This window comes from Streptomyces sp. NPDC002328, assembly GCF_042890065.1.
Taxonomy (GTDB): domain Bacteria; phylum Actinomycetota; class Actinomycetes; order Streptomycetales; family Streptomycetaceae; genus Streptomyces.
Window position 1 is genome coordinate 1 of the sequence record NZ_JBIARQ010000038.1, and the last position, 22,117, is coordinate 22,117.

The 22,117-nt window shown below is 70.2% G+C and carries 27 protein-coding genes; 23 read left to right on the top strand and 4 right to left on the bottom strand.

What is annotated here, in order from left to right; all coding sequences use genetic code 11:
- Nucleotides 1–370: 370 nt before the first annotated feature.
- Nucleotides 371–691 carry a divalent-cation tolerance protein CutA gene (cutA, locus tag ACFYX4_RS40345; protein ID WP_266405338.1) on the top strand — a complete coding sequence of 107 codons (321 nt, stop codon included), beginning with the start codon at nucleotides 371–373 and terminating at the stop codon, nucleotides 689–691.
- Nucleotides 692–765: 74 nt separating this feature from the next.
- Here cutA and ACFYX4_RS40350 read toward each other — a convergent pair whose 3' ends face one another.
- Nucleotides 766–2,007, bottom strand: a complete 1,242-nt coding sequence (locus ACFYX4_RS40350; protein WP_389344916.1) for a helix-turn-helix transcriptional regulator — start codon at nucleotides 2,005–2,007, stop codon at nucleotides 766–768.
- Between the two features lie 131 nt (nucleotides 2,008–2,138).
- On the opposite strand from ACFYX4_RS40350, the gene ACFYX4_RS40355 reads away from it, so the two are divergent.
- Entirely contained in the window at nucleotides 2,139–2,648 is a 510-nt protein-coding gene (locus ACFYX4_RS40355; protein ID WP_389344853.1) for an ATP-binding protein, read from the top strand.
- A gap of 62 nt (nucleotides 2,649–2,710) precedes the next feature.
- Here ACFYX4_RS40355 and ACFYX4_RS40360 read toward each other — a convergent pair whose 3' ends face one another.
- Both ACFYX4_RS40360 and ACFYX4_RS40365 read right to left on the bottom strand, forming a co-directional pair.
- Nucleotides 2,711–3,211 carry an SAM-dependent methyltransferase gene (locus tag ACFYX4_RS40360; protein WP_389344855.1) on the bottom strand — a complete coding sequence of 167 codons (501 nt, stop codon included), beginning with the start codon at nucleotides 3,209–3,211 and terminating at the stop codon, nucleotides 2,711–2,713.
- A 72-nt stretch (nucleotides 3,212–3,283) separates the two neighbouring features.
- Complete coding sequence (locus ACFYX4_RS40365; RefSeq protein WP_389344857.1) at nucleotides 3,284–4,672, bottom strand: Tat pathway signal protein; 1,389 nt, start codon at nucleotides 4,670–4,672, stop codon at nucleotides 3,284–3,286.
- 189 nt (nucleotides 4,673–4,861) lie between these two features.
- Between ACFYX4_RS40365 and ACFYX4_RS40370 the strand changes: the two genes are divergently transcribed.
- From ACFYX4_RS40370 to ACFYX4_RS40470, 21 genes are all read left to right on the top strand, one after another.
- On the top strand, nucleotides 4,862–5,359 hold the full coding sequence (locus ACFYX4_RS40370) for a DUF6415 family natural product biosynthesis protein (protein WP_389344859.1): 498 nt from the start codon (nucleotides 4,862–4,864) through the stop codon (nucleotides 5,357–5,359).
- Nucleotides 5,360–5,586: 227 nt separating this feature from the next.
- Nucleotides 5,587–7,431 carry a glycoside hydrolase family 15 protein gene (locus ACFYX4_RS40375; protein ID WP_389344861.1) on the top strand — a complete coding sequence of 615 codons (1,845 nt, stop codon included), beginning with the start codon at nucleotides 5,587–5,589 and terminating at the stop codon, nucleotides 7,429–7,431.
- Entirely contained in the window at nucleotides 7,431–8,843 is a 1,413-nt protein-coding gene (locus ACFYX4_RS40380) for an ATP-binding protein (RefSeq protein ID WP_389344863.1), read from the top strand. Before ACFYX4_RS40375 ends, ACFYX4_RS40380 begins: the two co-directional genes overlap by 1 nt.
- Complete coding sequence (locus ACFYX4_RS40385; RefSeq protein ID WP_389344865.1) at nucleotides 8,840–9,250, top strand: roadblock/LC7 domain-containing protein; 411 nt, start codon at nucleotides 8,840–8,842, stop codon at nucleotides 9,248–9,250. Before ACFYX4_RS40380 ends, ACFYX4_RS40385 begins: the two co-directional genes overlap by 4 nt.
- Nucleotides 9,247–9,603, top strand: coding sequence for a DUF742 domain-containing protein (locus ACFYX4_RS40390; protein WP_389344867.1), 357 nt, complete (start codon nucleotides 9,247–9,249; stop codon nucleotides 9,601–9,603). The genes ACFYX4_RS40385 and ACFYX4_RS40390 overlap by 4 nt, the downstream gene beginning before the upstream one ends.
- The gene (locus ACFYX4_RS40395; protein WP_389344869.1) at nucleotides 9,581–10,171 is read left to right on the top strand and encodes an ATP/GTP-binding protein; all 591 of its coding nucleotides are present in this window, start codon (nucleotides 9,581–9,583) and stop codon (nucleotides 10,169–10,171) included. The genes ACFYX4_RS40390 and ACFYX4_RS40395 overlap by 23 nt, the downstream gene beginning before the upstream one ends.
- A complete protein-coding gene (locus ACFYX4_RS40400) occupies nucleotides 10,168–11,346 on the top strand; it encodes a cytochrome P450 (protein ID WP_389344872.1) in 1,179 nt (392 codons plus the stop codon). Before ACFYX4_RS40395 ends, ACFYX4_RS40400 begins: the two co-directional genes overlap by 4 nt.
- A 13-nt stretch (nucleotides 11,347–11,359) precedes the next feature.
- A complete protein-coding gene (locus ACFYX4_RS40405) occupies nucleotides 11,360–12,592 on the top strand; it encodes a cytochrome P450 (RefSeq protein ID WP_389344874.1) in 1,233 nt (410 codons plus the stop codon).
- Nucleotides 12,593–12,617: 25 nt separating this feature from the next.
- On the top strand, nucleotides 12,618–13,100 hold the full coding sequence (locus ACFYX4_RS40410; RefSeq protein WP_389344876.1) for a LuxR C-terminal-related transcriptional regulator: 483 nt from the start codon (nucleotides 12,618–12,620) through the stop codon (nucleotides 13,098–13,100).
- On the top strand, nucleotides 13,097–13,558 hold the full coding sequence (locus ACFYX4_RS40415) for a hypothetical protein (RefSeq protein ID WP_389344878.1): 462 nt from the start codon (nucleotides 13,097–13,099) through the stop codon (nucleotides 13,556–13,558). Before ACFYX4_RS40410 ends, ACFYX4_RS40415 begins: the two co-directional genes overlap by 4 nt.
- Nucleotides 13,555–14,130: a DUF6624 domain-containing protein gene (locus ACFYX4_RS40420; RefSeq protein WP_389344880.1), complete on the top strand. Its 576-nt coding sequence runs from the start codon at nucleotides 13,555–13,557 to the stop codon at nucleotides 14,128–14,130. The genes ACFYX4_RS40415 and ACFYX4_RS40420 overlap by 4 nt, the downstream gene beginning before the upstream one ends.
- 73 nt (nucleotides 14,131–14,203) lie before the next feature.
- The gene (locus ACFYX4_RS40425; protein WP_389344882.1) at nucleotides 14,204–14,602 is read left to right on the top strand and encodes a peptide transporter permease SapC; all 399 of its coding nucleotides are present in this window, start codon (nucleotides 14,204–14,206) and stop codon (nucleotides 14,600–14,602) included.
- 60 nt (nucleotides 14,603–14,662) lie between these two features.
- Nucleotides 14,663–15,073 carry a 6-pyruvoyl tetrahydropterin synthase family protein gene (locus ACFYX4_RS40430; RefSeq protein WP_389344884.1) on the top strand — a complete coding sequence of 137 codons (411 nt, stop codon included), beginning with the start codon at nucleotides 14,663–14,665 and terminating at the stop codon, nucleotides 15,071–15,073.
- On the top strand, nucleotides 15,070–15,816 hold the full coding sequence (locus tag ACFYX4_RS40435) for a 7-carboxy-7-deazaguanine synthase QueE (RefSeq protein WP_389344886.1): 747 nt from the start codon (nucleotides 15,070–15,072) through the stop codon (nucleotides 15,814–15,816). The genes ACFYX4_RS40430 and ACFYX4_RS40435 overlap by 4 nt, the downstream gene beginning before the upstream one ends.
- Before the next feature lie 57 nt (nucleotides 15,817–15,873).
- Nucleotides 15,874–16,503, top strand: a complete 630-nt coding sequence (gene folE / locus ACFYX4_RS40440; RefSeq protein ID WP_389344888.1) for a GTP cyclohydrolase I — start codon at nucleotides 15,874–15,876, stop codon at nucleotides 16,501–16,503.
- Nucleotides 16,500–17,327 carry a hypothetical protein gene (locus tag ACFYX4_RS40445; RefSeq protein WP_389344890.1) on the top strand — a complete coding sequence of 276 codons (828 nt, stop codon included), beginning with the start codon at nucleotides 16,500–16,502 and terminating at the stop codon, nucleotides 17,325–17,327. The genes folE and ACFYX4_RS40445 overlap by 4 nt, the downstream gene beginning before the upstream one ends.
- The gene (locus ACFYX4_RS40450) at nucleotides 17,324–18,403 is read left to right on the top strand and encodes a hypothetical protein (RefSeq protein ID WP_389344892.1); all 1,080 of its coding nucleotides are present in this window, start codon (nucleotides 17,324–17,326) and stop codon (nucleotides 18,401–18,403) included. The genes ACFYX4_RS40445 and ACFYX4_RS40450 overlap by 4 nt, the downstream gene beginning before the upstream one ends.
- Nucleotides 18,400–19,092, top strand: coding sequence for a dTMP kinase (locus ACFYX4_RS40455; protein ID WP_389344894.1), 693 nt, complete (start codon nucleotides 18,400–18,402; stop codon nucleotides 19,090–19,092). Before ACFYX4_RS40450 ends, ACFYX4_RS40455 begins: the two co-directional genes overlap by 4 nt.
- Before the next feature lie 36 nt (nucleotides 19,093–19,128).
- Complete coding sequence (locus tag ACFYX4_RS40460) at nucleotides 19,129–20,058, top strand: DUF2797 domain-containing protein (protein WP_389344896.1); 930 nt, start codon at nucleotides 19,129–19,131, stop codon at nucleotides 20,056–20,058.
- A 60-nt stretch (nucleotides 20,059–20,118) separates the two neighbouring features.
- A complete protein-coding gene (locus ACFYX4_RS40465; protein ID WP_389344898.1) occupies nucleotides 20,119–20,964 on the top strand; it encodes a class I SAM-dependent methyltransferase in 846 nt (281 codons plus the stop codon).
- The gene (locus tag ACFYX4_RS40470) at nucleotides 20,961–21,506 is read left to right on the top strand and encodes an NUDIX hydrolase (protein ID WP_389344900.1); all 546 of its coding nucleotides are present in this window, start codon (nucleotides 20,961–20,963) and stop codon (nucleotides 21,504–21,506) included. The genes ACFYX4_RS40465 and ACFYX4_RS40470 overlap by 4 nt, the downstream gene beginning before the upstream one ends.
- A gap of 20 nt (nucleotides 21,507–21,526) precedes the next feature.
- On the opposite strand, the gene ACFYX4_RS40475 is transcribed toward ACFYX4_RS40470, so the two are convergent.
- Nucleotides 21,527–22,057, bottom strand: coding sequence for an NUDIX domain-containing protein (locus ACFYX4_RS40475; RefSeq protein ID WP_389344902.1), 531 nt, complete (start codon nucleotides 22,055–22,057; stop codon nucleotides 21,527–21,529).
- Nucleotides 22,058–22,117 lie beyond the last annotated feature (60 nt).

Here is a 22,117-nt window from a genome sequence, read left to right on the forward strand (position 1 = left end):
CAGCCCCCCGGCAAGGCAGTTGACTCCTACCACCGGCCTACGACCAAGCTGATTTGCCGTCAACCCATGCCACCGCCGGATTTAACGAACTACCGGTAACGGACTTCGCTACGAGCATGTTGGACGGCCACAAGCGCCTGGAGGCCAGCCGCGGCCAGCGTGTCGGCAAGACGGGAACCTCCGGATCGGACGCAACCGGACCGAACGCGCCGGGCGTCGACAAGTGGGTCTTCACCTTGAATGGTCTACTGCCGTCTCATTCGTCCAGGTCGCTGGTTGAGTCCCGCCCGCCTTCACCGGTAGCTACCGACTTCGGCGCGCCCTGGACGGCTGGGTAGGGTCGCGGTACCCAAGCTGGAGAGGTAATTGCATGGCCAACGAGATTGTGATCGCGCAGACGACCAGCGACAACGAGGATCAGGCGAAGGCGCTGGCCCGTGGCGCGGTCCAGAGCAAGCTGGCAGCAGGCGTTCACATTGATGCGCCGATCACAGCTTTCTACTGGTGGAAGGGGAAGGTCGAGACAGCGCAGGAGTGGCGGATCTCGTATGTGACTACGACGGACCGTCTCCCGGCACTGGAGGCGTGGCTGCACGAGAAGCACTCGTACGACGTCCCCCAGTGGATCACCCTGCCCGTGACCGGAGGGTCAGAGGCGTACCTCTCTTGGGTTGTCGAGGAGACGGCATAGTTTCTGCGGAGCGCCGGGCCAGCCGTGCGACGGCATCCGCGTCCTGGGCTTACCCGCCTACCGCGTGTGGGGACTCAGGAAGCGAACTGCCGTAGATAGCGGCCGAGCTCTTGCTCACTGTCTGGGAGCGACACCGCGATTGTCGATGCGCGCTCCTTTCCCATCGTGTTCGGCTTGGCCTGTGCCGCTGCGGCGAACTGGCGTGACACGTAGACCCCTTGATCGACGTCACCTCCACGCAACAGGGCCGAAGCGAGATCACCGAGGACCACGACGCCTCCGTCCGGGAGTTCGTCTCCGAGTCGGTCGACTGCGGTGTCCGCTGTAGCGGTGAGTTCGGGACGCCCCAACTGCCCGTATACAGAGAGGGCCAGCGAGTCCATGCGGTACGGGGTCACGAACCGGACCCATGCCTGCTCGCTGGTGTGATCCGCGAAGTCGTAGGCGAAGCGCGCTCGCTCCAACGCCCGGAGCGCCCCCATTTCGTCGCCGGCCGCCGCAGCCTCCTCCGCGTGCCTGCCGAGGACCCAGGCGGCAGCAGTAGCGTTGCCGTGGCCTCGCACATCGCTGGCCGCCTGGGAAAGCAACTCCAACTTCGCCTTCGGCGTCGAGGCGCCGTAGCTGCTGTAGGTCAGGGCCAGGACTCGGAGCGGAGGGTGCCCCGCGGTGGTCGCGCACTGCGACGTGACCTTGTAGTAGGCGTCGGCTTTGTCCTGCTCACCCAGGTCCCAGGCCACCCAACCGGCCAGGGCGGCGGTTTCTCCGGCGGCGATAGTGAGAGCTCGCTCGTGCTCGCCGGCACGAGGCAGAGCCGCGGTGATCGCGTCAAGATGCGACTCGACCGTGCTTTGTAGCCGCCGGGCGCTGAGATTGAGTTCCTGGACGTGTAGCTCAGCGGCCCGGTCGATGAGCGCGACGGCAGAGGACGAATCGATCTTGGACCCCTTGCTGAGGGCGGAGGCGAGGCGCCCCCAGGGCTCGGCAGCCGTGCTCACGCCGGCAGCGGCGCCCCCCAGCAGCGTGCGACGCTTCACTGCGTCCTGGACCTCCTCTGCATTGGCATGCCCCTTTCTCTTCCGAGCGCGGGCAGCCTTGGCCTCCCGCTGTAGCTCCTCGAAGGGCACACCGCAGGCCGCCGCGATGTGGGCGATTGTGTGATTGGTAGGGACGTTCTCGAAGTTCTCATAGCGGCTGATCTCTCGGCGGGTCATGGTGTCCCGGCCGGAGGCAGCGTTGATCGCGTCTGCCTGCTCCTCCTGCGTCCTGCCCGCCTCCTGCCGGAGCCGGAGGAGCAGGTCGGCGAACGGATCTGGCATGAGTGTGACCTCTGTTGGTGGGCGGAATCCAATCATGGCCTCAATTCCCCCTCCAACCTCCCCCCTTGACAGAATTTTCCCCCTCTGGATTCCCCTGGTCGACAGCGTCGCCACGCGGTGCGATAGCCCCCATGACCAGGCTCCAAGAGGAGACCCCGCCCGACGGGGGCATCCGTAGCTTTGCCGACGTGGCAGACGTGTCATGCGCGAGGCCGGTTCACGAAGACCGGCACAGCCCATCCGCGAGGGCAGGCATACCGGCGGCATCCCATGGCTGTCAGGCGGCCTTTCTCCCTGATCTCGCGAAAGTTGGGGAGATGCGGCAGACAGCGAGGGCGTTCCTGCGGCAGTGCCGTGTTTCGGAGCCGGTGGCGGGGGTCGTCGTACTGGCCGTCTCGGAGCTGGTCACCAACGCCGTGGTTCACGGTGAGGGAGAAGTCGTGCTCCGGATCACGGTGGCCGTCGACGTGGTGCGCGTCTCGGTCACCGATCACAATCTGGCCCCAGCTGTACTCAAGGAAGCCGGACCCGACGGTGAATCCGGTCGCGGGATCCGGCTTGTCGATGCGATCTCAGACGCGTGGGAGAGCAGCGGCAAGGAGACGTGGTGTGAGTTCCAGTACGCGAGGGCTGCGGGTTGAGCCAGACTTCCAATCGGTTCCCGGCCATGCGGTTGACGAGTCGGGTAGCTCAGTCACTTCCCCTACAGGGAACGCTCCGAGGGCCGTTCACTTGCCTTCGCCCAGTAGTTCGGTTCAAGCATCTCGCCAGGCCATGCAGGCTGACGGATCGGGCCCTGAGGCCCCATCTGTTCGAAGTACGGTGCCAGGTCGATCACGGGCGTCCCGTCGACGGCGTCGAGATCAGTGACCAGGAGGTCCCTGCCTTCGACCTTGAGCAACCGTGGGTAACTGACCGCCAGTTGGTTGGGGCGCCGGTGGTTGCGGTGGACGAACGTACCGGTCGCCGGCCAGTTCTGGTTTCCCCTTGGACTGCGTGCGTGAAGCTGGACGTCTTCGGGCCGGGCCAGATGGAAGCGCCAGGTCACGGTCAGGTGGGAGAACTCCTCGATTCCTTGCAGGGTTTCGAGGGGGTACGCCTCGTCGAGCCGGATGATCGATTCGACCCCGCCTTGATAGTCGTCCTGTACACGGGTGTGGCCGCCGACGACCGTTGCGATCGACTTGACCTCGTAGGTCGGCATCAGCGCTCGTTCCTCTCCCTGGGCGTAGCGTGTGCGGCGGCCTCCGGTCGGCGCCGCGAAACGGTTCTGTGGTCAGCCTATGGCTCGCAACATGCCTCGCGCGCGATGGTCCAGTTCGGCGACGTGGCGACCACCGCGTTGCCGGACGGGCGAGAGGTCGCTCTGCATGCGGACGATGACGTCGCGGGCTCGCCCGGACTGAATACCGGCCATGGCGTCGAGTGCTTCGTTCCAGGTTGCGCATGCCTCGTCGAGGCGTCCCTGCTGGACTTGGACGGCACCGAGGTAGCCGAGCGTCACGCTGTGGGTACGGGCGAACTGCTGGCGTCGGCGCGTGGCCACGCTGCGCTTGAAGTGGATCTCCGCATCCCGAGGCTGGCCCATGTCGCGCAGAGCGCAGGCCGTCTCGTGGGCGAGGGAGGCTTCCTGGAAGAAGCCGACGCGGGCGGGCGCTTCGTTGGTGTCGGCGCGGGCGAGGTCCCGCTCAGCGCGGCTGATGGCCGCCAGCGTGCCGGCCAGGTCGCCGTCGGCCGCGAGTGCGCGGGCGTGGACGATCGCCAGCAGCGCCTTCTCGCGGTGGCTGGCCTGGCCGTAGCGGTCGCGGGACATCGAGGCGTCGGCCAGGGCGAGCGCCCTGCGGTGGTGCCCGAGGTCGACGGCCTGGTGGGCGAGGGCGCGCAGGATGTGGCCGCCGAGCGGTCCGTCGCCAGCCTCCGCCGCGATGCGGGCGGCGATGGTGAGGTAGCGCTGGGCGGTTCGGTGCTCGCTGGCGTCGAAGGCCATCCAGCCGGCGAGGTACGTCATCTCCGCGACAGCGGAGTACGTGTCGCGGCGGAGCTGATCTGTGCGGAATCGGCCGCCGAGCAGCGGTACCGCACCGTCGAGCAGGTGGCTGGCGAGGGCTTTGCGGCCGGATGCGCCGCCTCGTTGCTGGTCGCGCGCGGAGTAGTAGACCGTGAGGTCGCGGACGTCGTCGATGTCCGCCTGGGTCACCGGGCGCGAGGAGGCGGGTCGGCGGGTCGCCGCTGCAGCAGGGGCGGCTGCCCACCACGAAGTGGTGGGCAGGGCGAGGCCGGCCGCGGAGTAGGCGGCGGTGGCCAGCAGCTTGCGTCGGTGCATATCGAGATCGTCGCTTCCCAGCTCGGCCAGTGCGGTCAGAGGGTCGACGCTCCAGTCGGATCCGGTGTCGGTCGTGCCTGTCGGCTCTTCTTCCAGCCCGAGGTCGGCCAGGGAGAGGCGGCGGCCGAGTCTGCGGGACAGCGTCTCGCGCAGGATATGCGGCGCTCTTCCGCTCGGCTTCGTGCCGAGCACCCACATGGAGATGTGCGAGCGGGAGATCGCCTCCAGCTCACGCGCTCCGCTCTCCGCAGCCACTCTGGCGACGGCAGCGGCAGCTTGCGGCTGGGACCAGTCTGCTTCGCGCAGGAGTGCGGTCAGGGCGACGTTGCGTTCACGGGCCATGGGCTGCCCCTCGGTTCCGAAATGATCTTTGGCGCCTTTGGCGGCCTTAGCGTCCGCGCAGGCATACCCCTCGGACGGGTTTCAGGGTTCGCTCAACGTAGCGGCCAGATCACTCACTTCGCACGCCAGGCGCCGGGGATACCCGGCGACTTCGGCTCACTTTGGCTTGATCCGAACAGGAGTTGCGTCATGCGCCTTTCGCTGGACCCTCGCCGAGGCGGCAGCCAGCCCGTGGGCGGGTGCCGATGGCGAGCGCCCGTCACTGAGGCGGCGGCGCCGGAGCGCGATCTCGTGGTGGCCGCGTCGGAGACGGTGACGCTGGTGCTGGGCGAGGATTCGCCGCTGCCCGAGAGCGCTGCTGATGTGGAGGATCTCGTTCGTCTTCTGCGCGGGCACGTTGCCCAGTTGGGCGCACGGACCGCTCCGGGGATTCCCGCCCTGCTGCGCGCGCAGCGGCTCTGCTCCGACAGCGTCCCCGAGGACTACCTGCCGAGCCGGGTGTACCTGGTCAGGCTCGCCGAGGCCACCCAGGAGCTGATGGCACACGTGGAACGCGTCGATCCCGGGCCGATCAGCGCCATGAGCGGGCGGCGTTGGCGGAAGCCGCCGGTCAACGTGCTGCGCGGGGCGGTCTTCGTCCTCGCTCTGGCCTGTCTGGTCTTTGCCGCTTCGGTGCCGCGGACATGACGGTGACAGGTGCCGTCGTCATCGCTCTGGCCCTCGGGCCCATGGCCTGGCTGGTGCCTCGCGGCGAGCGGGCGCCGGCCCGATTCGAGCCGTCGAGGGCCTGCCGCCGCCCAACACGGCTCCCCCGCGCCCCGGTGACCACCAGCCTGCCTTCTGCCCACCGTTCCCGGCCGCTGCGGCGGCCCCGATACCACCCCGGACCCGCGGGGTTCACGGAGATCCACACGATGAAACGGCTTCCGCGCATCGAGCAGCACGGCCTGATCGGCGACATGCAGACCAGCGCCCACGTCTGCGATGACGGTTCGATCGACTGGCTGTGCCTGCCCCGCTTCGACTCGCCGGCCCCGTTCGCGGCCCTGCTCGGTTCGGAGAAGCACGGGGCATGGCGCATAGCCCCCGCCGCCGCCTGCCAGGAGGGCGCCGCAGCAAGCGCCGAGCGGCGCTATGTCGGCGAGTCCCTCGTGCTGGAGACGCTGTGGACGACGTCTTCGGGCAGCGTGACGGTCACCGACTTCATGCCGCCGCGCGACGGAGCGCCGCGAGTGATCCGAGTCGTGGAAGGCACGGCCGGTCAGGTCTCCATGGTGTCCGCGCTGCGCGCCCGCCCGGGCTACGGCCGCATCAGTCCGTGGGTCCACGAGGTGGGCGGGCGCATGGTGGCCGAGGGCGGCGAGGACGCGCTGTGGCTGGACACGGCCACCGAGCAGCGCGAGAAGGACGGGGCGATCGTGGGCTCCTTCGCGGTCGCCGCCGGCGACAGCGTGGCCTTCGTGCTGAGTTGGAGCCCGTCCCACGGCTGCCCGCCCGAGATCCCGGAGCCCGAAGCCGCGCTGGAGGCGACCCTGGCGTTCTGGGAGACCTGGGCGAGCCAGTGCACCTACAACGGGCCGTTCCGCGACGCTGTCCTGCGCTCGCTCATCACGTTGAAGGCGATGACGTACGAGCCCAGCGGGGGCATCGTCGCCGCGCCGACCACGTCCCTGCCCGAGGAACTCGGCGGCGAACGGAACTGGGACTACCGCTATACCTGGCTGCGCGACGCCTCCACCACCCTGGCCGCGCTGCTCGGGTCGGGCTTCCGGCAGGAGGCCGACGCCTTCCGCCGGTGGCTGCTGCGGGCGGTGGCCGGCGACCCGGAGAACCTGCAGATCATGTACGGCATCACCGGTCAACGGGACCTGCCGGAGCGGGAACTGGGGTGGCTGCCCGGATACGAGAACTCCGCGCCAGTACGGATCGGCAACGGGGCGGCCGACCAGGTGCAGCTCGACGTCTACGGCTACGTGATCGAGACCCTGCACCTCGCGCATGAGAGCGGGGTCGCGCGCTGCGGGGACACCGCGGTCCTCCAGCAGCGGCTCGTTGAGCATCTGGCCGAGCGGTGGCAGATGCCCGACGAGGGGATCTGGGAAGTCCGCGGGGAGCGGCGGCACTTCGTGCACTCCAAGATCATGGCCTGGGTGGCCGTCGACCGCACCATCCGCCTGGTCGAGGCCGGCGCCATGGAAGCCGACCTGTCCGCGCTGATCGAGCTGCGCGAGACCATCCACCACGACGTGTGCACGCGAGGCTTCGATGCGGCCCGCAACACCTTCACCCAGTCCTACGGATCGCAGGAGGTCGATGCCGCCCTGCTGCTGATCCCCCGGGTGGGCTTCCTGCCGCCGGACGATCCCCGCGTGCTCGGGACGGTGCAGGCGGTGCGTCGGCAACTGTCCACCCCCGAGGGCCTTGTGCACCGGTACCGGACCGCCGGTGATCGCACCGGGATCGACGGCTTGACCGGTGACGAAGGAGCCTTTCTGCTCTGCTCGTTCTGGATGGTTGACGCGCTCGCCCTGACCGGCCGCCTTGACGAAGCCCACGCCCTGTTCGGCCGGCTTCTGGCCCTGCGCTCCGACCTCGGCCTGCTCGCCGAGGAGTACGACCCCGTCAGCGGACGGCAGCTGGGCAACTTCCCGCAGGCGTACAGCCACATCGGGGTCATCGGATCCGCGCTCCTGCTGCAGCAGCTCGGCGCGGGTGCGCCTGCGGCCGAGGCGGACGTCCTCGTGGCGGCGGGCGCCTAATGAACACGCTCGCCATCACCACACTCGTCCTGCTCGCCCTCGCCTCGGTCGTCGCCGCGGGAGCGGCGTGGGCCGCCCACCGCCGCTGGAGGGCGGCACGGCAGCAGGCGCATCTCCTGGCGTGCGAACAGCAAGCTGTCGAGCGGGCGCTGCACCGGCTGGTCCGCGAGGTGCTGCCGCAGATCCACAAGGCGGGCGGCCGGGTCACTGCGCCTGTTCTGGCACCGGAGCTGGCCGACACCGCGGTCGGCGAGCGGCTGGAGCTCGTGGTCAAGGCCACCGCCGGCCTCGCCCAGGCCATCGTCCGTGACGTCCAGCACGCCGCGCACCAGGAGATCGAACAGGTCAAGACACGCGGAGTGGAGGAGTTGCGCCGTTCGCACACGGACGCGCAGGAAGAAATCGCACGCGTGCGGGCGAACGCCGTGCGGTCGACCGAGGCCGCGGTGCGCAGCGTGTCGTCGGCGCTGGTGGGCATGGCCGCCCGGACCAGCCGGAGGGTCAGCGAGGGGGTCCGGGCTCACCAGGACGACGCCGCCTTCGAGACGCTGACCGGAATCGACCGCACCGTCCAGCAGACGCTGCTGGTCGCGCAGGGCTGGACCGTCCTGGCCGGCGGCAAGCTGACCCGGCACTGGACCACCACGGCCCTGACCGATGTGGTGCGGGCCGCGATGGGTTACGTCGAGGACTACCAGCGCGTGGCACCGCAGGAGCTACCCGTCGCGGTGAAGACCCGTGTCGTCGGGCCCGTGGTGCACACCCTCGCCCTCCTGCTGGACAACGCGCTGCGGTTCTCCCCGCCGCAGACCCGCGTCCACGTCTCCTTCGAGCAAGGGCACCACGGGGTCACCGTCATCGTGGACGACAGCGGCCTGCAGATGACGCCCGAGCAGCTCGACGAGGCACGCGACGTCCTCACCGGGCAGCGCACCGACGACATCACACAGCTCGGCGCCCTGCCCAAGACCGGCTTCCGGGTCGCCGCCGCTCTCGCTCGCGCCTACGGCTTCCGGGTCGACGTCCAGGCCCCCAACGCGCTGCTGGGCACCCGCGCGCTCCTCACCCTTCCCCACAACCTCCTCACCACCGTGGCCGAGGCCGCACCCACACCAGCGGAGCACAGCGTCCCGCAGGGCGCGCTCGCCCCCGTCCCGGAGAGCCGCCTGGCACTGGCCCCGCCAGCACAGGAGCGCCTCGATGCGCCGGCCGCTGCCGGGACGACGGCCAGCGGACTGACACGGCGCCACCGGCGGCGCACGCCGGCACCTGCTCCCGCCCGCCGCCCGGTCAACGCAGAGCCGGGACGCGCGAGCGTGATCGCCTCCTGGGCCCGCGGCACCCAGGCGGCACGCGCCGAACAGAACGCCGCCCGCCCGCTGAACGACGACGAGCAAGGACACGAGGCATGAGAGAGAAGAACATCGGCTGGCTCCTGGAGCGCCTGGAGGAAACCGACGGCGTGGAGTACGCCGTGCTGGTCGCAGCCGACGGCATGAGCCCGGACTACACGCCCCGCCTCCCGCAGGAACAGGCGGAGAAGATCGCCGCCATCACCTCCACTCTGTGGGCGGCGTCGCGGGCCTACGACCGCGAGACGGGCGGCGGGGGCGTGCGCCAGTTCGTCATGGAGTCGGTCGGCCACATCTCTCTGCTCATCCCGGCCGGGGAGAACACGATGCTCGCCGTCCGCACCAGCAGCCCCCACGCCGACATCGGTGTGATCAGCGAGGCCGCCCTGCGGCTGGCGGGAAGCGTCGGCGACCAGCTGGGAGTCAAGACCCGGGTGACCAGCAGCACGGAAGCACCGCCGGCATGAGCAGACCGCGGCAGGATCCCGACCTGGTCAGGCCCTACGTCCGCACGGGCGGACGTACCCGCCCCGGCACGGATGTGCGCCTGGAGAGCGTGGTCTTCGCCGCGACCGGCACCCACCCCGGCCTCCAGGCCGACGGACGCCGCCTGCTGGCGCTGTTCGCCGGCTCCCGCGGCGGCGGTCTGGCCGTCGCCGAGATCGCCTCCGAACTCGCCCTGCCGCCCTCGACCACCCGCATCCTCATCGCCGACCTCATCGGACTCGGACTGATGACCCTCGCCCAAAGCCACGACGACGAACGCCCTCCCGCCTCGCTGATCGAAAGGGTCCTTCATGGCCTCCGCGCTCACGCCTGACCGGTTCGTCGCGCCGACGGTGACGGCGACCGCGAAGATCGTGGTCGCCGGAGCCTTCGGCGTGGGCAAGACCACCTTCGTCGGCAGCGTCTCCGAAGTGCCGCCCGTGCACATGGAAGAGACCATCACCCGGGCCAGCGCTCTGGTCGACGACCTGGACCGCACGCCGGGGAAGTCCACCACCACCGTAGGCGTCGACTTCGGGCGCAAGCACCTCGGCGACGACCTGGTGCTGTACCTGTTCGGCACCCCGGGCCAGGCCCGGTTCCGGTTTTTGTGGGACGAGCTGATCGTCGGCGCCCTCGGCGCCCTGGTCCTGGTCGACCCCCGCGACCTGGACGCTTCCCACGAGATCCTCGCCCTCCTCGAAGAGGCCGAAGTGGCCTACGCGGTCGCGGTCAACCAGTTCGACGGCGCACCCCGCTACCCCCTCGGCGAGGTCCACGAGGCGCTCGCCCTGGAGGGGCACACCCCGCTGGGCGTGTGCGACGCCCGCGAGCGGGCGTCGTGCATGCAGGCCCTGATCCAGCTCACCGAATACCTCGCACGTCTGGAGCACCGACCGTGAGCACCGCGCACCCTCGCATCTCCCTGTACGAGCCGGACTTCGCCCAAGACCCGCACGCCTTCTACCGGCGTATGCGCGAGCAGTCCGGGCCCCTGGTGCCAGTGGACCTGGCGCCCGGCGTGCCCGCCACGCTGGTCGTCGGCTACGAGGCGGCCCGCCGTATCCTCGGCGACCCGCAGCGCTTCCCCGCCGACCCGCGCCGGTGGCAGACCACCGTTCCGGACACCTGCCCCGTCCGGCCGATGATGGAGTACCGGCCCAACGCGCTGCGCTCCGCCGGCGCCGAGCACGCCCGCTACCGGGCCGCGAACACCGCCGCCTTGCAGGCCGTCGACCAGCACGCGCTGCGCGACCACGTCGAGCAGGTCGCCGCCCAGACCATCACCGCCTTCGCCGCCGAGGGGAAGGCCGACCTGCTGGCCCAGTACGCCTGGCCGCTCGCCTTCCAAACGCTCAGCCACCTGCTCGGCTGCCCCGACGAGATCGGGCGGCGGATCGCGGACGGCATGTCCAAGATCTTCGACGGGGTCAACGCCTCCATCGGCAACCAGATCCTCGCCCAGGCCGTCACCGACCTCGTCGCCCTGCGCCGCGCGCATCCTGCCGACGACGTGACCAGCAGGCTCCTCGTCCACGTCGCGCAACTGAACGACATAGAGATGGGCCAGCAGCTCATCACCCTCTACGGCGCGGGCATCGAACCGCTGACCAACCTGATCACCAACACGCTCCTGGAGATGCTCACCAACCCCGACTTCTCCGGGGACCTGCACGCCGGCGACGCCTCCGTCCGCGAAGCCCTGGACACCGTCCTGTACCGCGACCCGCCGCTCGCGAACTTCTCCATCAGCTACCCGCCCCGGCCCGCCGACGTCGGCGGCTACCTGCTCCCAGCCGACGAGCCGGTGGTGATCAGCTACGCCGCCTGCAACAACGACCCCGACCTCGGCGGGCGCGCGCCGCTGGGCAACCGCGCCCACCTCGCCTGGGGCGCCGGCCCGCACAGCTGCCCGGCCAGCTCGCACGCCTACCTCATCGCCGAGACCGCCATCCTCCACATCCTCGACGCCTTGCCCGAGATGGACCTCGCCACCCGCCGCGAGGACCTCACCTGGCGCCCCGGCCCCTTCCACCGCTCCCTGGTGACCCTGCCGGTCACTTTCCCCACCGGCTGAAAGCGACCCCGACGTGCCCGAGCAACAGATACTGGTCCTCGACCCCAACGGCAGCGACCCGGACGCCGAACACCAGGCCCTGCGCGAACGCGGGCCGGCCACCCTCGTGGACATCCTCGGCGTGCGCGCCTGGTCCGTCTCCGACCCGGCCCTCCTCAAGCAGTTGCTCACCAGCAAGGACGTCTCCAAGGACGGCCGCGCTCACTGGCCGGCCTTCGCCGAGACCGTCCCCACCTGGCCGCTGGCCCTGTGGATCGCGGTGGAGAACATGTTCACCGCCTACGGCGCCAACCACAGCCGCCTGCGCCGCATGGTCGCCCCCGCCCTCTCCGCCCGCCGCACCGCCGCCCTCCAGACGGACATCGAGACCTTGGTCACCGGTCTGCTCGACGACCTCGACGCCCTCCCGGCCGGAGAATGCGCCGACCTGCGCGAGCACCTCGCCTACCCGCTGCCGATCGCCGTCATCGGACAGCTCATGGGCGTCCCCGCCAGCCAGCGCGCCGAGTTCCGCACCGTGGTCGACAACGTATTCGCCACCCACCTCACCGCCGGAGAACAGGCGGCCAACTCCGCCGCCCTCTACGGCCTGCTGGACGCCCTCATCCACGCCAAGCGAACCACGCCCGGCGACGACATGACCTCGCTGCTGATCGCCACCCGCGACGAGGAAGGCGACGGCTCCGCCCTCAGCGACGCCGAACTGCGCGACACGCTCCTGCTGATGATCAGCGCCGGGTACGAGACCACCGCCAACGTCATCGGCCAGGCCCTCACCACCCTGCTGTCCGACCCGGAGCAGCTCGCCCACGTCCGGGACGGACGGTGCACCTGGCACGACATCGTCGAGGAAACCCTGCGGCACGAGCCCGCGGTCAAGCACCTGCCTCTGCGCTACGCCCTCACCGACATCCCTCTCCCCGACGGGCAGACCATCCGGTCCGGCGACGCCGTCCTCGCCTCCTACGCCGCCGCCAACCGGCACCCCGACCTGCACCAGGACGCCGACCAGTTCGACGCCACCCGGATCAGCAAGGAGCACCTCGCCTTCGGGCACGGCGTGCACTTCTGCCTCGGTGCCCCGCTGGCCCGCCGCGAAGTCGCCGCCGCACTGCGCCTGTTCTTCAAGCGCTTCCCCGACGCCCAGCTCGCCACCCGGCGCGAGGATCTGCAACGCCTGCCGAGCCTCATCAGCAACGGACACACCAGCGTCCCCGTCCTGCTGCGCCCCACGACGTCCGACTGACCGGCCCTTAACAAGGAACCCTTCCATGACCGCCCTCGCCCCAACACAGCCCCTCACCCCATCCGAACGGCGCATCGCCCAGCACGTGGTGAAGGGCCTGGACGCCCGCGGGATCGCAGCCGCCACCCAGCTCAAGCTGGGCACCGTCCACTCCACGCTGCGCACCGTGCGCTGGAAGCTGGCCTGCCCGGAACGCTGCTCCCTCGCCGTCGTCGCTCACCGCCTTCTCAACTCCGGCCAGAGCACCGTCCCGATACCTCAGCGGCCCGCGCCGGATCTCAGCCCCGAGCAGATCAGCCTGCTGAAGGCCGCCACCGAACACACCCTGCCCCGCGACATCGCCCGCGCCGCAGACCTCGCCCCGGCCGACCTGCGCGCCGCACTCGACCAGCTCCTCGCCGACACGGGCGCACAAGACAGCACCGAATTGGTGGTGCTCGCGCACAGCTGGCAGCTGCTGCCCGCCGAGCGAGCCGAGCGCACGACGCGGAGTGGGGCGCCCCAGTGACCTCACCCGCCACTCCCACCGCCAGCGAGGACCGCTCCGCCGGGCTGTTCGAAGACGGGAGGCTGCTGGCCTGCGTGATCCCCGAGCACGACCCCGGCCTCGGATGGGGCCAGGGGCCATGCGTCTTTCTCCGCAGCGTCCACACCCTGCCCGGCCAGTCCGACGACATCACCCGCCTGATCACCCTGTGGGCGTCCGACTTCGCCGCTCGGCACGGCCTCCACGCCGTACGGGCCGAGACCCTGGCCCGCCGCGCCCTCGAAGCCGAACCCCTCGCTGCCCTCCTGCGTCGGCTCACGGACACCGGCTGGGACGTGTGCGGATCCGGCTCCGGACGCGACGGCGATCGAGTCGCCCGCCTCGAACTCCCTGCCGAGCACCGCCCCGGGCTCCACGCGCTGATCAGCTGCCAGGTCCACGCGCCTCAGCCGGCCCCGGATGATCGGAGCAGTGCGTGACGACCGACGAACCGCAGCGGCCCGACCTCGCCCGCGAGCTGATCGCCCGCGCCACGGAATCGGCCGCGCACCGGGCCAAGCGCGTGCGCGACCAGCTCGACGCCGTCCAACTCGGACAGGGCCGGCACACCGACCACGCCAACACCAAGGTGCTGCGCCGCGTCCTGGCCGACCACGACTGGCCGGGCCACCGCCTCGTCGGCCCCGACGCGGCCCGTGCCGCGTGGAGCATCGCCCTGCACAGCGACGACGAACCCGACTTCCAGCGCGCCGCCACCATCCTGCTGGGACGAGCGGTCGAGGCCGACGACGCGCTGGTCCAGCATTGGGCGCACCTTCACGACCGAGCCCTCATCACCAACGGGCGCGACCAGGAGTACGGCACCCAGCTCCTGCTGCGCGCCGACGGCATCGAACTGTGCCCGCTGCGCGCGCCGGAGTCCGTCGACGCACGCAGGGCCACCGTCGGGCTGCCGCCGATCGCCATCGCTCTGAAGGCAGTGCACCGCCGGTACACCCCCTACGGCTCTTCCGATGAGGCCCCGACCGTCGTTCTCGCGGGGGCCGCGTGAAGACGTGGAACCCCGAGTCTTCGACAGTCGGTGCCACAGCCGCAACTCCACTCTGCGAAAGGAGTGTTGAGGTATGAAGCTCACCATCGCCGTTCTCACTGCCGGTGTTGCCATGTCGCTCACCACCGCCGTGGTCGGAGCGGCCCGGCTCCGGCAGAACGCGCGACACCAGGCCGAGCAAGACGAGGCGCTGCTCACGGAAAACCAGATCGACTGGCTGACGCGGATGTCCGCCAATCCCGATCTCGCCAAGCTCTGGAAGCCGGCGGACATGGAAGCCGAGGAGTACACGCAGCTCATGTCGGCCAACCGGCTCATCTGCACGCTTAGTCTGCGCGACCGCCTCGGCTTCGTCCCGGAGGGTGACCTCCGCGCTCAGGAGGCCGAGGGAGACGGGCGCGCCGAGCGGTTCACGAACGCTCTGGACCGGGCCGCTCAAGCCCATTTGCACGAGCGTCCTGCAGCCATCTGAAGACGAGGCCGCCTCATCCCGCGGAGGGGCAGCCTCGCGCTCAACTCGTGGAGGAACTCCATGGACTTCAGTGCCATTCCACTTCCATCCGGTGATTTCACCATCGGAAAGACGTTCAATTTCGAGGCTGGCCACCGGCTTCCCGGGCTGCCGGACGAGCACAAGTGCTCACGCCAGCACGGGCACAGCTACGAGGTCGAGGTCATCCTCACCGCGCCCTCGCTGGAGGAGCCCGGCTTCGTCACGGACTTCGGGGCGCTCGCTCCGTTCAAGAAGTTCCTGAACACCGAACTCGACCATCACAACCTGCACGAGGTTTTTCCCTTCGAGCCGACCTCGGAGCGCCTGGCCCAGTTCCTGGCCGGGTGGTTCATCCAGAACTTCCAGCCCGCCATCTCCGGCCGCCTGGTCGCCGTCCTGGTCCGCGAGACCCAGAGCAGCTGGGCCCGCTTCGATGTGGAGGGACGGTGACCGCATCCGAGACGATCACCGACGAACCGACGGCTGACGAAGGCGAATCCCGCCTGATCGTCGCGGAGTGCTTCGGCGTCGAGGTGCCGACCTTCCAGGGCGAGGGACCGAGCTGCGGACACCCGGCGCTGTTCATCCGCCTGTCCCGGTGCAACCTCACCTGCGCGAAATGCGACACGAAGTACACCTGGGACTGGTCCCGGTTCGATCCGCGCAAGGAGTCGGCGGAGCGGTCGGTGGCGGATCTGATGGCCTGGGCCGCGTCCTCGCCGGTCGGGCTGGTCGTGGTCACCGGCGGCGAACCGTTGATCCAGCAGGCGCGGCTGGTGCCTCTCGTGCGGGGGCTGACAGCAGCCGGCAAGCGGGTCGAGTTCGAGACGAACGGCACTATCGCGCCCGCTCCCGAGCTGGTGGCCGACGGGGTCCGGTTCAACGTCTCGCCCAAGCTCGCCAGCTTCGGCGTGAAGGAGACCAAGAGCATCGTGCCCGCCTCGCTGGAGTCGTTCGTGGCCTCCGGGCGGGCGGCGTTCAAGTTCGTCGCTTCCACGGTGGCCGACCTCGACCGGATCGCCGAGCTGGCCGAGGCCCACCGGCTCGCGCCGGTGTGGGTGATGCCGGAGGGCACCACCCCCGAGGTGATCACTGCGACCACCCGGGTCCTCGCGGACGCGGTCGCGGCCCGGCACTGGCACTTCACCACCCGCCTTCACGTGTTGGCCTTCGCGGACGCCCGAGGCCGCTGACCGCACGCGCCACCACGCCCCATACGTTCCCCCAGTCCCCGGAAACGAGAGACGCCCATGACGACCTCTATCGCCAGCCCTGCGGCGGTGCCGACCGCCGCCGTCCCCGGGCCCGCTGCGGTCATCGACACCGGCCGGGTCGCCGGCCTGATCCACCAGCTCTTGGCCGAGCTGGGCGAGGACCCCGCCCGCGAGGGGCTGACCGGCACCCCGGACCGCGTCGCGGCCTGGTGGAAAGCCTTCCTGTCCCCGGACGGCGCCGCAACGGCTACCTGCTTCACCGAGTCCAATCTGGGTGGTCAGCTGGTCATCGTGGGCGGCATGAGCGTGTGGTCGCTCTGCGAGCACCACATGTTGCCCATGAACTTGCAGGTCACGGCCGGATACGTGCCGGACGGAGAGGTGGTGGGCCTGTCGAAGTTCGGGCGGATCGCCCGGCACTTCGCCGGCCGACTGCAGGTCCAGGAACGCTTCACCCGCCAGGTCGCCGAATACCTCAACGACGTGATCGGACACGAGGACGTCGCCGTCGCCGTGCGCGGCGTGCACCTGTGCATGAGCATGCGGGGCGTACGGATGGAGGAGGCCCGCACCACCACGGTGCACTCGGGTGGGCGCTTCGGCATCGACCCCGTCCTTTCCCAGCAGTTCCTCACCCTCACCACCGGCCTGTGGGGGGCGCCGTGATCACCACTGCGGGAATCGACTTCTCCGTCATCGCTCCGCCTGCCTACCTGGAGCACTTTGTCGCCCAGGAGCCGCCCCGCGTCCACCACGTGGCCGCCCAGCACGTGCTGTCCGACGAAATCTACCGGGCCTTCTTCACTCGCGAGGCCGAGCGAGGCGCCGAGATCATCGTCGACAACGGGCTCTTCGACCTCGGCTACGCCCTGCCGGCGGAGCGCCTCGTCGAAGCCGCGCTGGCGGTGTCCGCGAGGGAGATCATCCTGCCGGACGTCATGCGGGACGGGGCCGCGACCTTGAAGGCGAGCGAGAAGGCCGCGCGCGAGATCCGGGAGCTGTCCGGCGATGCATTCCGGCTGTGCGCGGTGCTGCACGCCGCGGACGATGACGAGTGGCTGCGCACCTACGACGCCTTCGTGACCAGCGACTGGGCCGGGGCCATCGCCCTGCCGGCCTCGCGTCGACCGGATCCCGACGAGCAGCTGTGCCGCACCCGCTGGTTGGCGACGGCCTACCTGCAGGACCACGGCCTGGTCGACGATCTGCTCGTCTACCGGCTGCTCGGTCTGGGCCGGACCGGGCACCTGGAGCTGATCGAGCAGCGCGAGCACGAGTGGATCTCCTCCGTGGACGGCGCGGCCCCGGTCATCCTCGGCGCGATGGGCGTCGCCCTGCTGCCCGAAGGGCCGTACGAGAAGCCCTCCACGCCCCGCATCGAGAAGCTCGGCCCGATCCCCGAAGACCGGTTCGACCTCATCCGGGAGAACATCTGCGTCGTCCGCGCGGCGGCCGGCAGCACCGTGACGATCGCCGAGGAGCACCGATGACCCCCTTACTCGCCGACCCCGCCCCTGGACTCCTGCGCGCCGCCCCGATCGAACCAGCCGGACACACCATGACCCACGCCAGGCTGCTGCGCTACCTGGAGATCAAGGTCCACCACCTCATCCAGGACCACCACTGGGACAGCATCCGCGTCATCGGCGGCTACGACCGCACGGCGGTAGTCTCCCGGTACGAGAAGACCGGGAAACTGTTCAACATCGAACGGCCCACCGCAGAGATTCACGGCCGTGATCTCGTCGTCAAGGCGTTCCCCGGAGCCGAATACGTCCAGCACTACGCCCTGATCATCGCCACGTATCTGGCCATGACGGACCGCCCCGCCGGCACCGTCACCTATCAGCCGCCCGCGCAGGAGGAGTGCCGATCGGCGCTCGACGCGCTCGACCTGGAACTGGACGGCGACCTGGTGATCGTCGGCTGGGGCCTTCAGTACCTCGCTCCCGAGAACGGAGTGTGGACCCGCGGACCCGGCTACGCGTGGCAGCGCACCGAAGTCGCCGGACGTCGCGTGGTCTACCTCGGGTTCCTCCACAGCATCTGGGGAGACGTGGCAGGGCGGGTCGTCGCGCGCCTTGCCGAACTCGGCGCATGCGATGTCGTCTACGTCGGCAAGGTCGGCTCGCTGACCCCCGGCGTCGAACCGAACGCCTGGCTGGCGACCGGCAACACCAGCCTAGTACGCGGGGCGATGGTGAGCTGGGACGACTTCTTCGGCGATTACGCCGTCGCCCGCAGCGGCGTGCGCAGCGGGCTGCATGTCTCCTCCCCGTCGATCTTGCTGGAGAACCGCGACTGGCTGGTCCAGCACACCGCCTCGTACGCCTTCGTCGACCCGGAGATCGGCCCCATGGGGGCGGCGGCGCGCCATGCGGGGATCAGATTCGGCTACCTCCACGTCATTTCCAACAACCTCGCCACCCACTATCCCGCCGACCTGTCCAATGAGCGTCACAGCGACGTCCTGCGCCAGCGCGCCGTCCTGGTGGACCGCATCCGCACCATCATCACCGGCCGCCTGACCGCCAGCTCGACCCACACCCTGGGAGAATCCCGATGACGGCGAACGCGCCGACCACCACCCCAGCCGGGAAGCTGATCACCTTCGTCGGCGGTGACGGGGCCGGCAAGTCCACCCTCGCCGCCCGCCTGCACCAGGCCCTCAACGACGCCGGTCACAAGGCAGTCCTCATCGGCAAGCACAGCACCGACGTCCCACTGGACCCTGAGCTGTCCGCCTACCTCGACCGCGTCAACGAGCTGGTCTACCGGCGTGACGCCCGCGTCGCCCAGGCATGCGGTGACCACTACTGGCTGCTTGCACTGGCCTCCTGGTACACCCTGCAGGACCGGCTCGTCATCCAGCCGGCCCTCGTCGCGGGCACCCACGTGATCCTCGACAACTCGCACCACAAGATCCTCGCCCGGTACGCGGTCAAGCCCGAGGTCTCGCCCCGCCTGTGCGAGCAGGTCTTCGCGCATCTGACGAAGCCGGACCTGGTGTTCTTCCTGAACATCGGTGCCCGCGAGGCTCTCGTCCGCAAGGGCCCGTTCACTTCCCTGGAGGCCGGCCACGTCGGCGGCGGTGACGAGGACTTCATCCGCTACCAGGACACCGTGCTGGACCAGATGCGCGAACAGGCGGAGCGCGGCGCCTGGCTGACGCTGGACGTCGCTCAGTTGGACCGCGACCAGGTCTTCAAGGCCGCCGCCGCTGCCCTGGCCGACCGTCTGCACCTGACCGTCTGACCCGGCCCGCCCTCCCCGATCGACAAGGAACGCACCATGGACCAGGCCCTGCCCGCCAGCGGGACATACGTCTGCCACGGCATCACCTGGGCAAGCGGAGACCCCCGTCTTCTGCTCGCCCCCGTGACCGGCGGACCACTCGTCCATGCCCCGGTCACGGGCAGGCGTTTTGGTTACCAGGTGAGCGGTACCGGCCGGTGGTGCACCGGCCGGTACCGGTTCGCCGACCGCGTCCGCGTCGAGGCGGTCGCCTGCCCTGACCGGGCCCCGGCCGAGGCCGGCGGCCAGTGCGCGGCCTGCGCCGGGCGGGACGACTTCCGCTTCGCCCACCGGTTCCACTCCGGCGGGCACGTCCCCGACGCCCTGGCGGCGTACATGGCCCAGCCTCACTGGCTGTACCTGGCGACGTTCGCCGACGGCACCACCAAGATCGGCACCGCGGCAGAACCCCGTAAGCGCTCCCGCCTCGACGAGCAGGGCGCGCTGATCGCCACCTACCTCGCCCGGAGTCCTGACGGCCGCGCCGTGCGGTTTCTGGAGGATGCCCTCACCCGCCGCATCGGCCTGACGCAGACCGTGCGAGCCGCGGCCAAGCTGACGGCCCTGGCCGAGCTGCGCGACCTCTCCCCGGCCCGCGCCGTCCACCAGCAGCACCTCGACCGCGCCACCGAGGCCCTGAGCGGCCTGAACGTCCCGGCCACACCGGAGCCGTGGACGCCGCCCGGCGAAGGCGTCCTGCTGCGAACGCCGGAGACCGGGCGCGCCTTGTACCCGCACGACCCACGCTCCGGTGAGCACGGGCTGACGGTGCTCTCCTGCCTCGGCTCCCAGGTCCTCGCCACCCTCGACGGCGACGGCGAACAATTGCCCTACCTGCTCGACCTCGGCGCCCTCAAAAGCCGGCGCATCGTCCTCGGCGCACAGTTCTCCTCACCGCCCGCCGCCGTACAGTCCGCGCTCTTTTGACCCTGTCTGAACGCCCGGCCTGCACTGGCGGGCCGCCCTGTGAAGCGAGGCCACAGCAACATGGCACCCCAGGACGCCATCCTCGGCTGGGACGAGGACTCCAACGCCGAGGCGTACACCGCCTTCACCCGCGCCCACCCCATGTACGACGCGACCAGCCGCGACCTCGCCCGCCGCAGCCACCTGGCCAACGCCAGCCTGGTGGTCGACCTGTGCGGCGGCGCCGGCGCGACCGCCCGCGCGATCCTCGACCTGATCCCGGCCCACGCCAGGGTCGTCTCCATCGACAACGCCGCCGCGATGCAGCGTGTCGGCCGCCGCACCCTGACCGACGCCCGCCTGACCTGGATCACTTCCCCGGCCGAACGGCTCGCCGACCACCTCCACGCCGACACCGCCGATGCTGTGGTGTGCAACTCCGCTATCTGGAAGACCGATACCGCCGCAGTGTTCGCGGCCGTCGCTCACATCCTGCGTCCAGGCGGGCACTTCGTCTTCAACATCGGCGGCGGCTTCGCCGGCGTCCGGCACCCCGACGAACTGTCCGCCCGCACCGGGCCTTCCCTCACCGCCCTCATCCGCCAAGTCGCCGCCGAGGCCCACGGATACACCCCACCGCCGAAGGACGCGGACGGGCCGCCGACGCTGCCGCTGGAGACGGTCACCGAGCAGCTGTCAGCAGCCGGACTGACGGTCGTCGGCACCGAGGTCACCGCCCAGCACAGCACCATGGCCGAGAAGAAGGCGTGGCTGTCCATCCCCGTCTTCGCGCGGCCCGAGGGCGACTTCACCCACGCCCAGCGGATGCAGATCCTCGACGCCGCCTACGCCATGACCACCCCCGGTGCCCCGGCCGTGACGAGCTGGCTCGTCGTCGTCGCCCAACGGCCACAGGCCGCCGCATGACCCCGGCAGTCCCAGCTCCCGGCGGCAGGGCCCGCCTCTGTGACCACGCAAGCGTCGGAGTACTGATCTCCTCCCCGAGCGGCCTCCTGGTGTTCGAGCGGGCAACTCCTCCGGCCGGAATCGCCCCGGTCGCCGGCCACATCGACGACCATGGCGGCCCCGAACAGACCGCCCGCGACGAGGTCACCGAAGAGGTCGGTCTCACCGTCACCCACCTGCACCTGCTACTGGACCAGTGGCGGCCCAACCACTGCCGCCGCACGCCCAGCGGTCCGGTCGGCCACCACTGGTGGATCTTCCAGGCCGAGGTTTCCGGGTCGCTGTGCCCCTCTGCCCGGGAGGTCCGCGCGCCTCGGTGGATCCACCCCGACCAGCTGCAGCAGCACGCGCTGCGGACCGCCGCGTACGCCAACGGGTGCCTGGACCGTGAGGAGTTCGAGTGCGAACCCGGCCTGGGACCGGTGTGGTGCCGCTTCCTGCACGACCTTGAGCTCGTCATTCTGCCCGCGGCCGACCTCGACCGCATCGAGGCCGTCCTATGAACGGCGACCAGGGTCCTACCTCAGCGAGAGCCGACCGCCCGGCCGACCGCAAGGCGGCGAGCGTGCGCACGGATCCGCTCTCGGTCCTCGGGGAAGACGCTGTCCCAGCCGGCGTCCAGACGGAACCATGCCGCCGGCTGGTTCTGCTCCCCGGCGAGCGGTACGTCGCGTCCGACGACCGCGGCGTAGGACAGGCCCAGCGTCGGAGACCAGTCGGCCCGGTAGGAACGCACCGCCACGGCCGCGGGCTCGGGCAGCAGCTCGCTGCGCAGGCCGGTCTCCTCCAGCAGCTCTCGTGCCGCCGCCTCACGCGGCGCCTCGCCCGGCTCCACCTTGCCACCGGGCGGCACCCATCCGCGCACACGGTGCTTGACCAGCAGGACGTGCTCGAAAGCAGGGTCGGTGACCCACACCTCGGCCGCCAGCGGCTCCATCGGATGCCGACGGGCTTCCTCCAGCCAGGCCCGTGCACCGTCGAACTCCCATGCGGCGAGGCGGGCATCCGCAACAGCCTCGTCCAAGATCACCTGACCGATTTCACCATGACTCACCCGCCCACCCTAGGCCGACGAACCGGCCGGATGTCGCAGCGACGAGCAGGCAGCCATCCG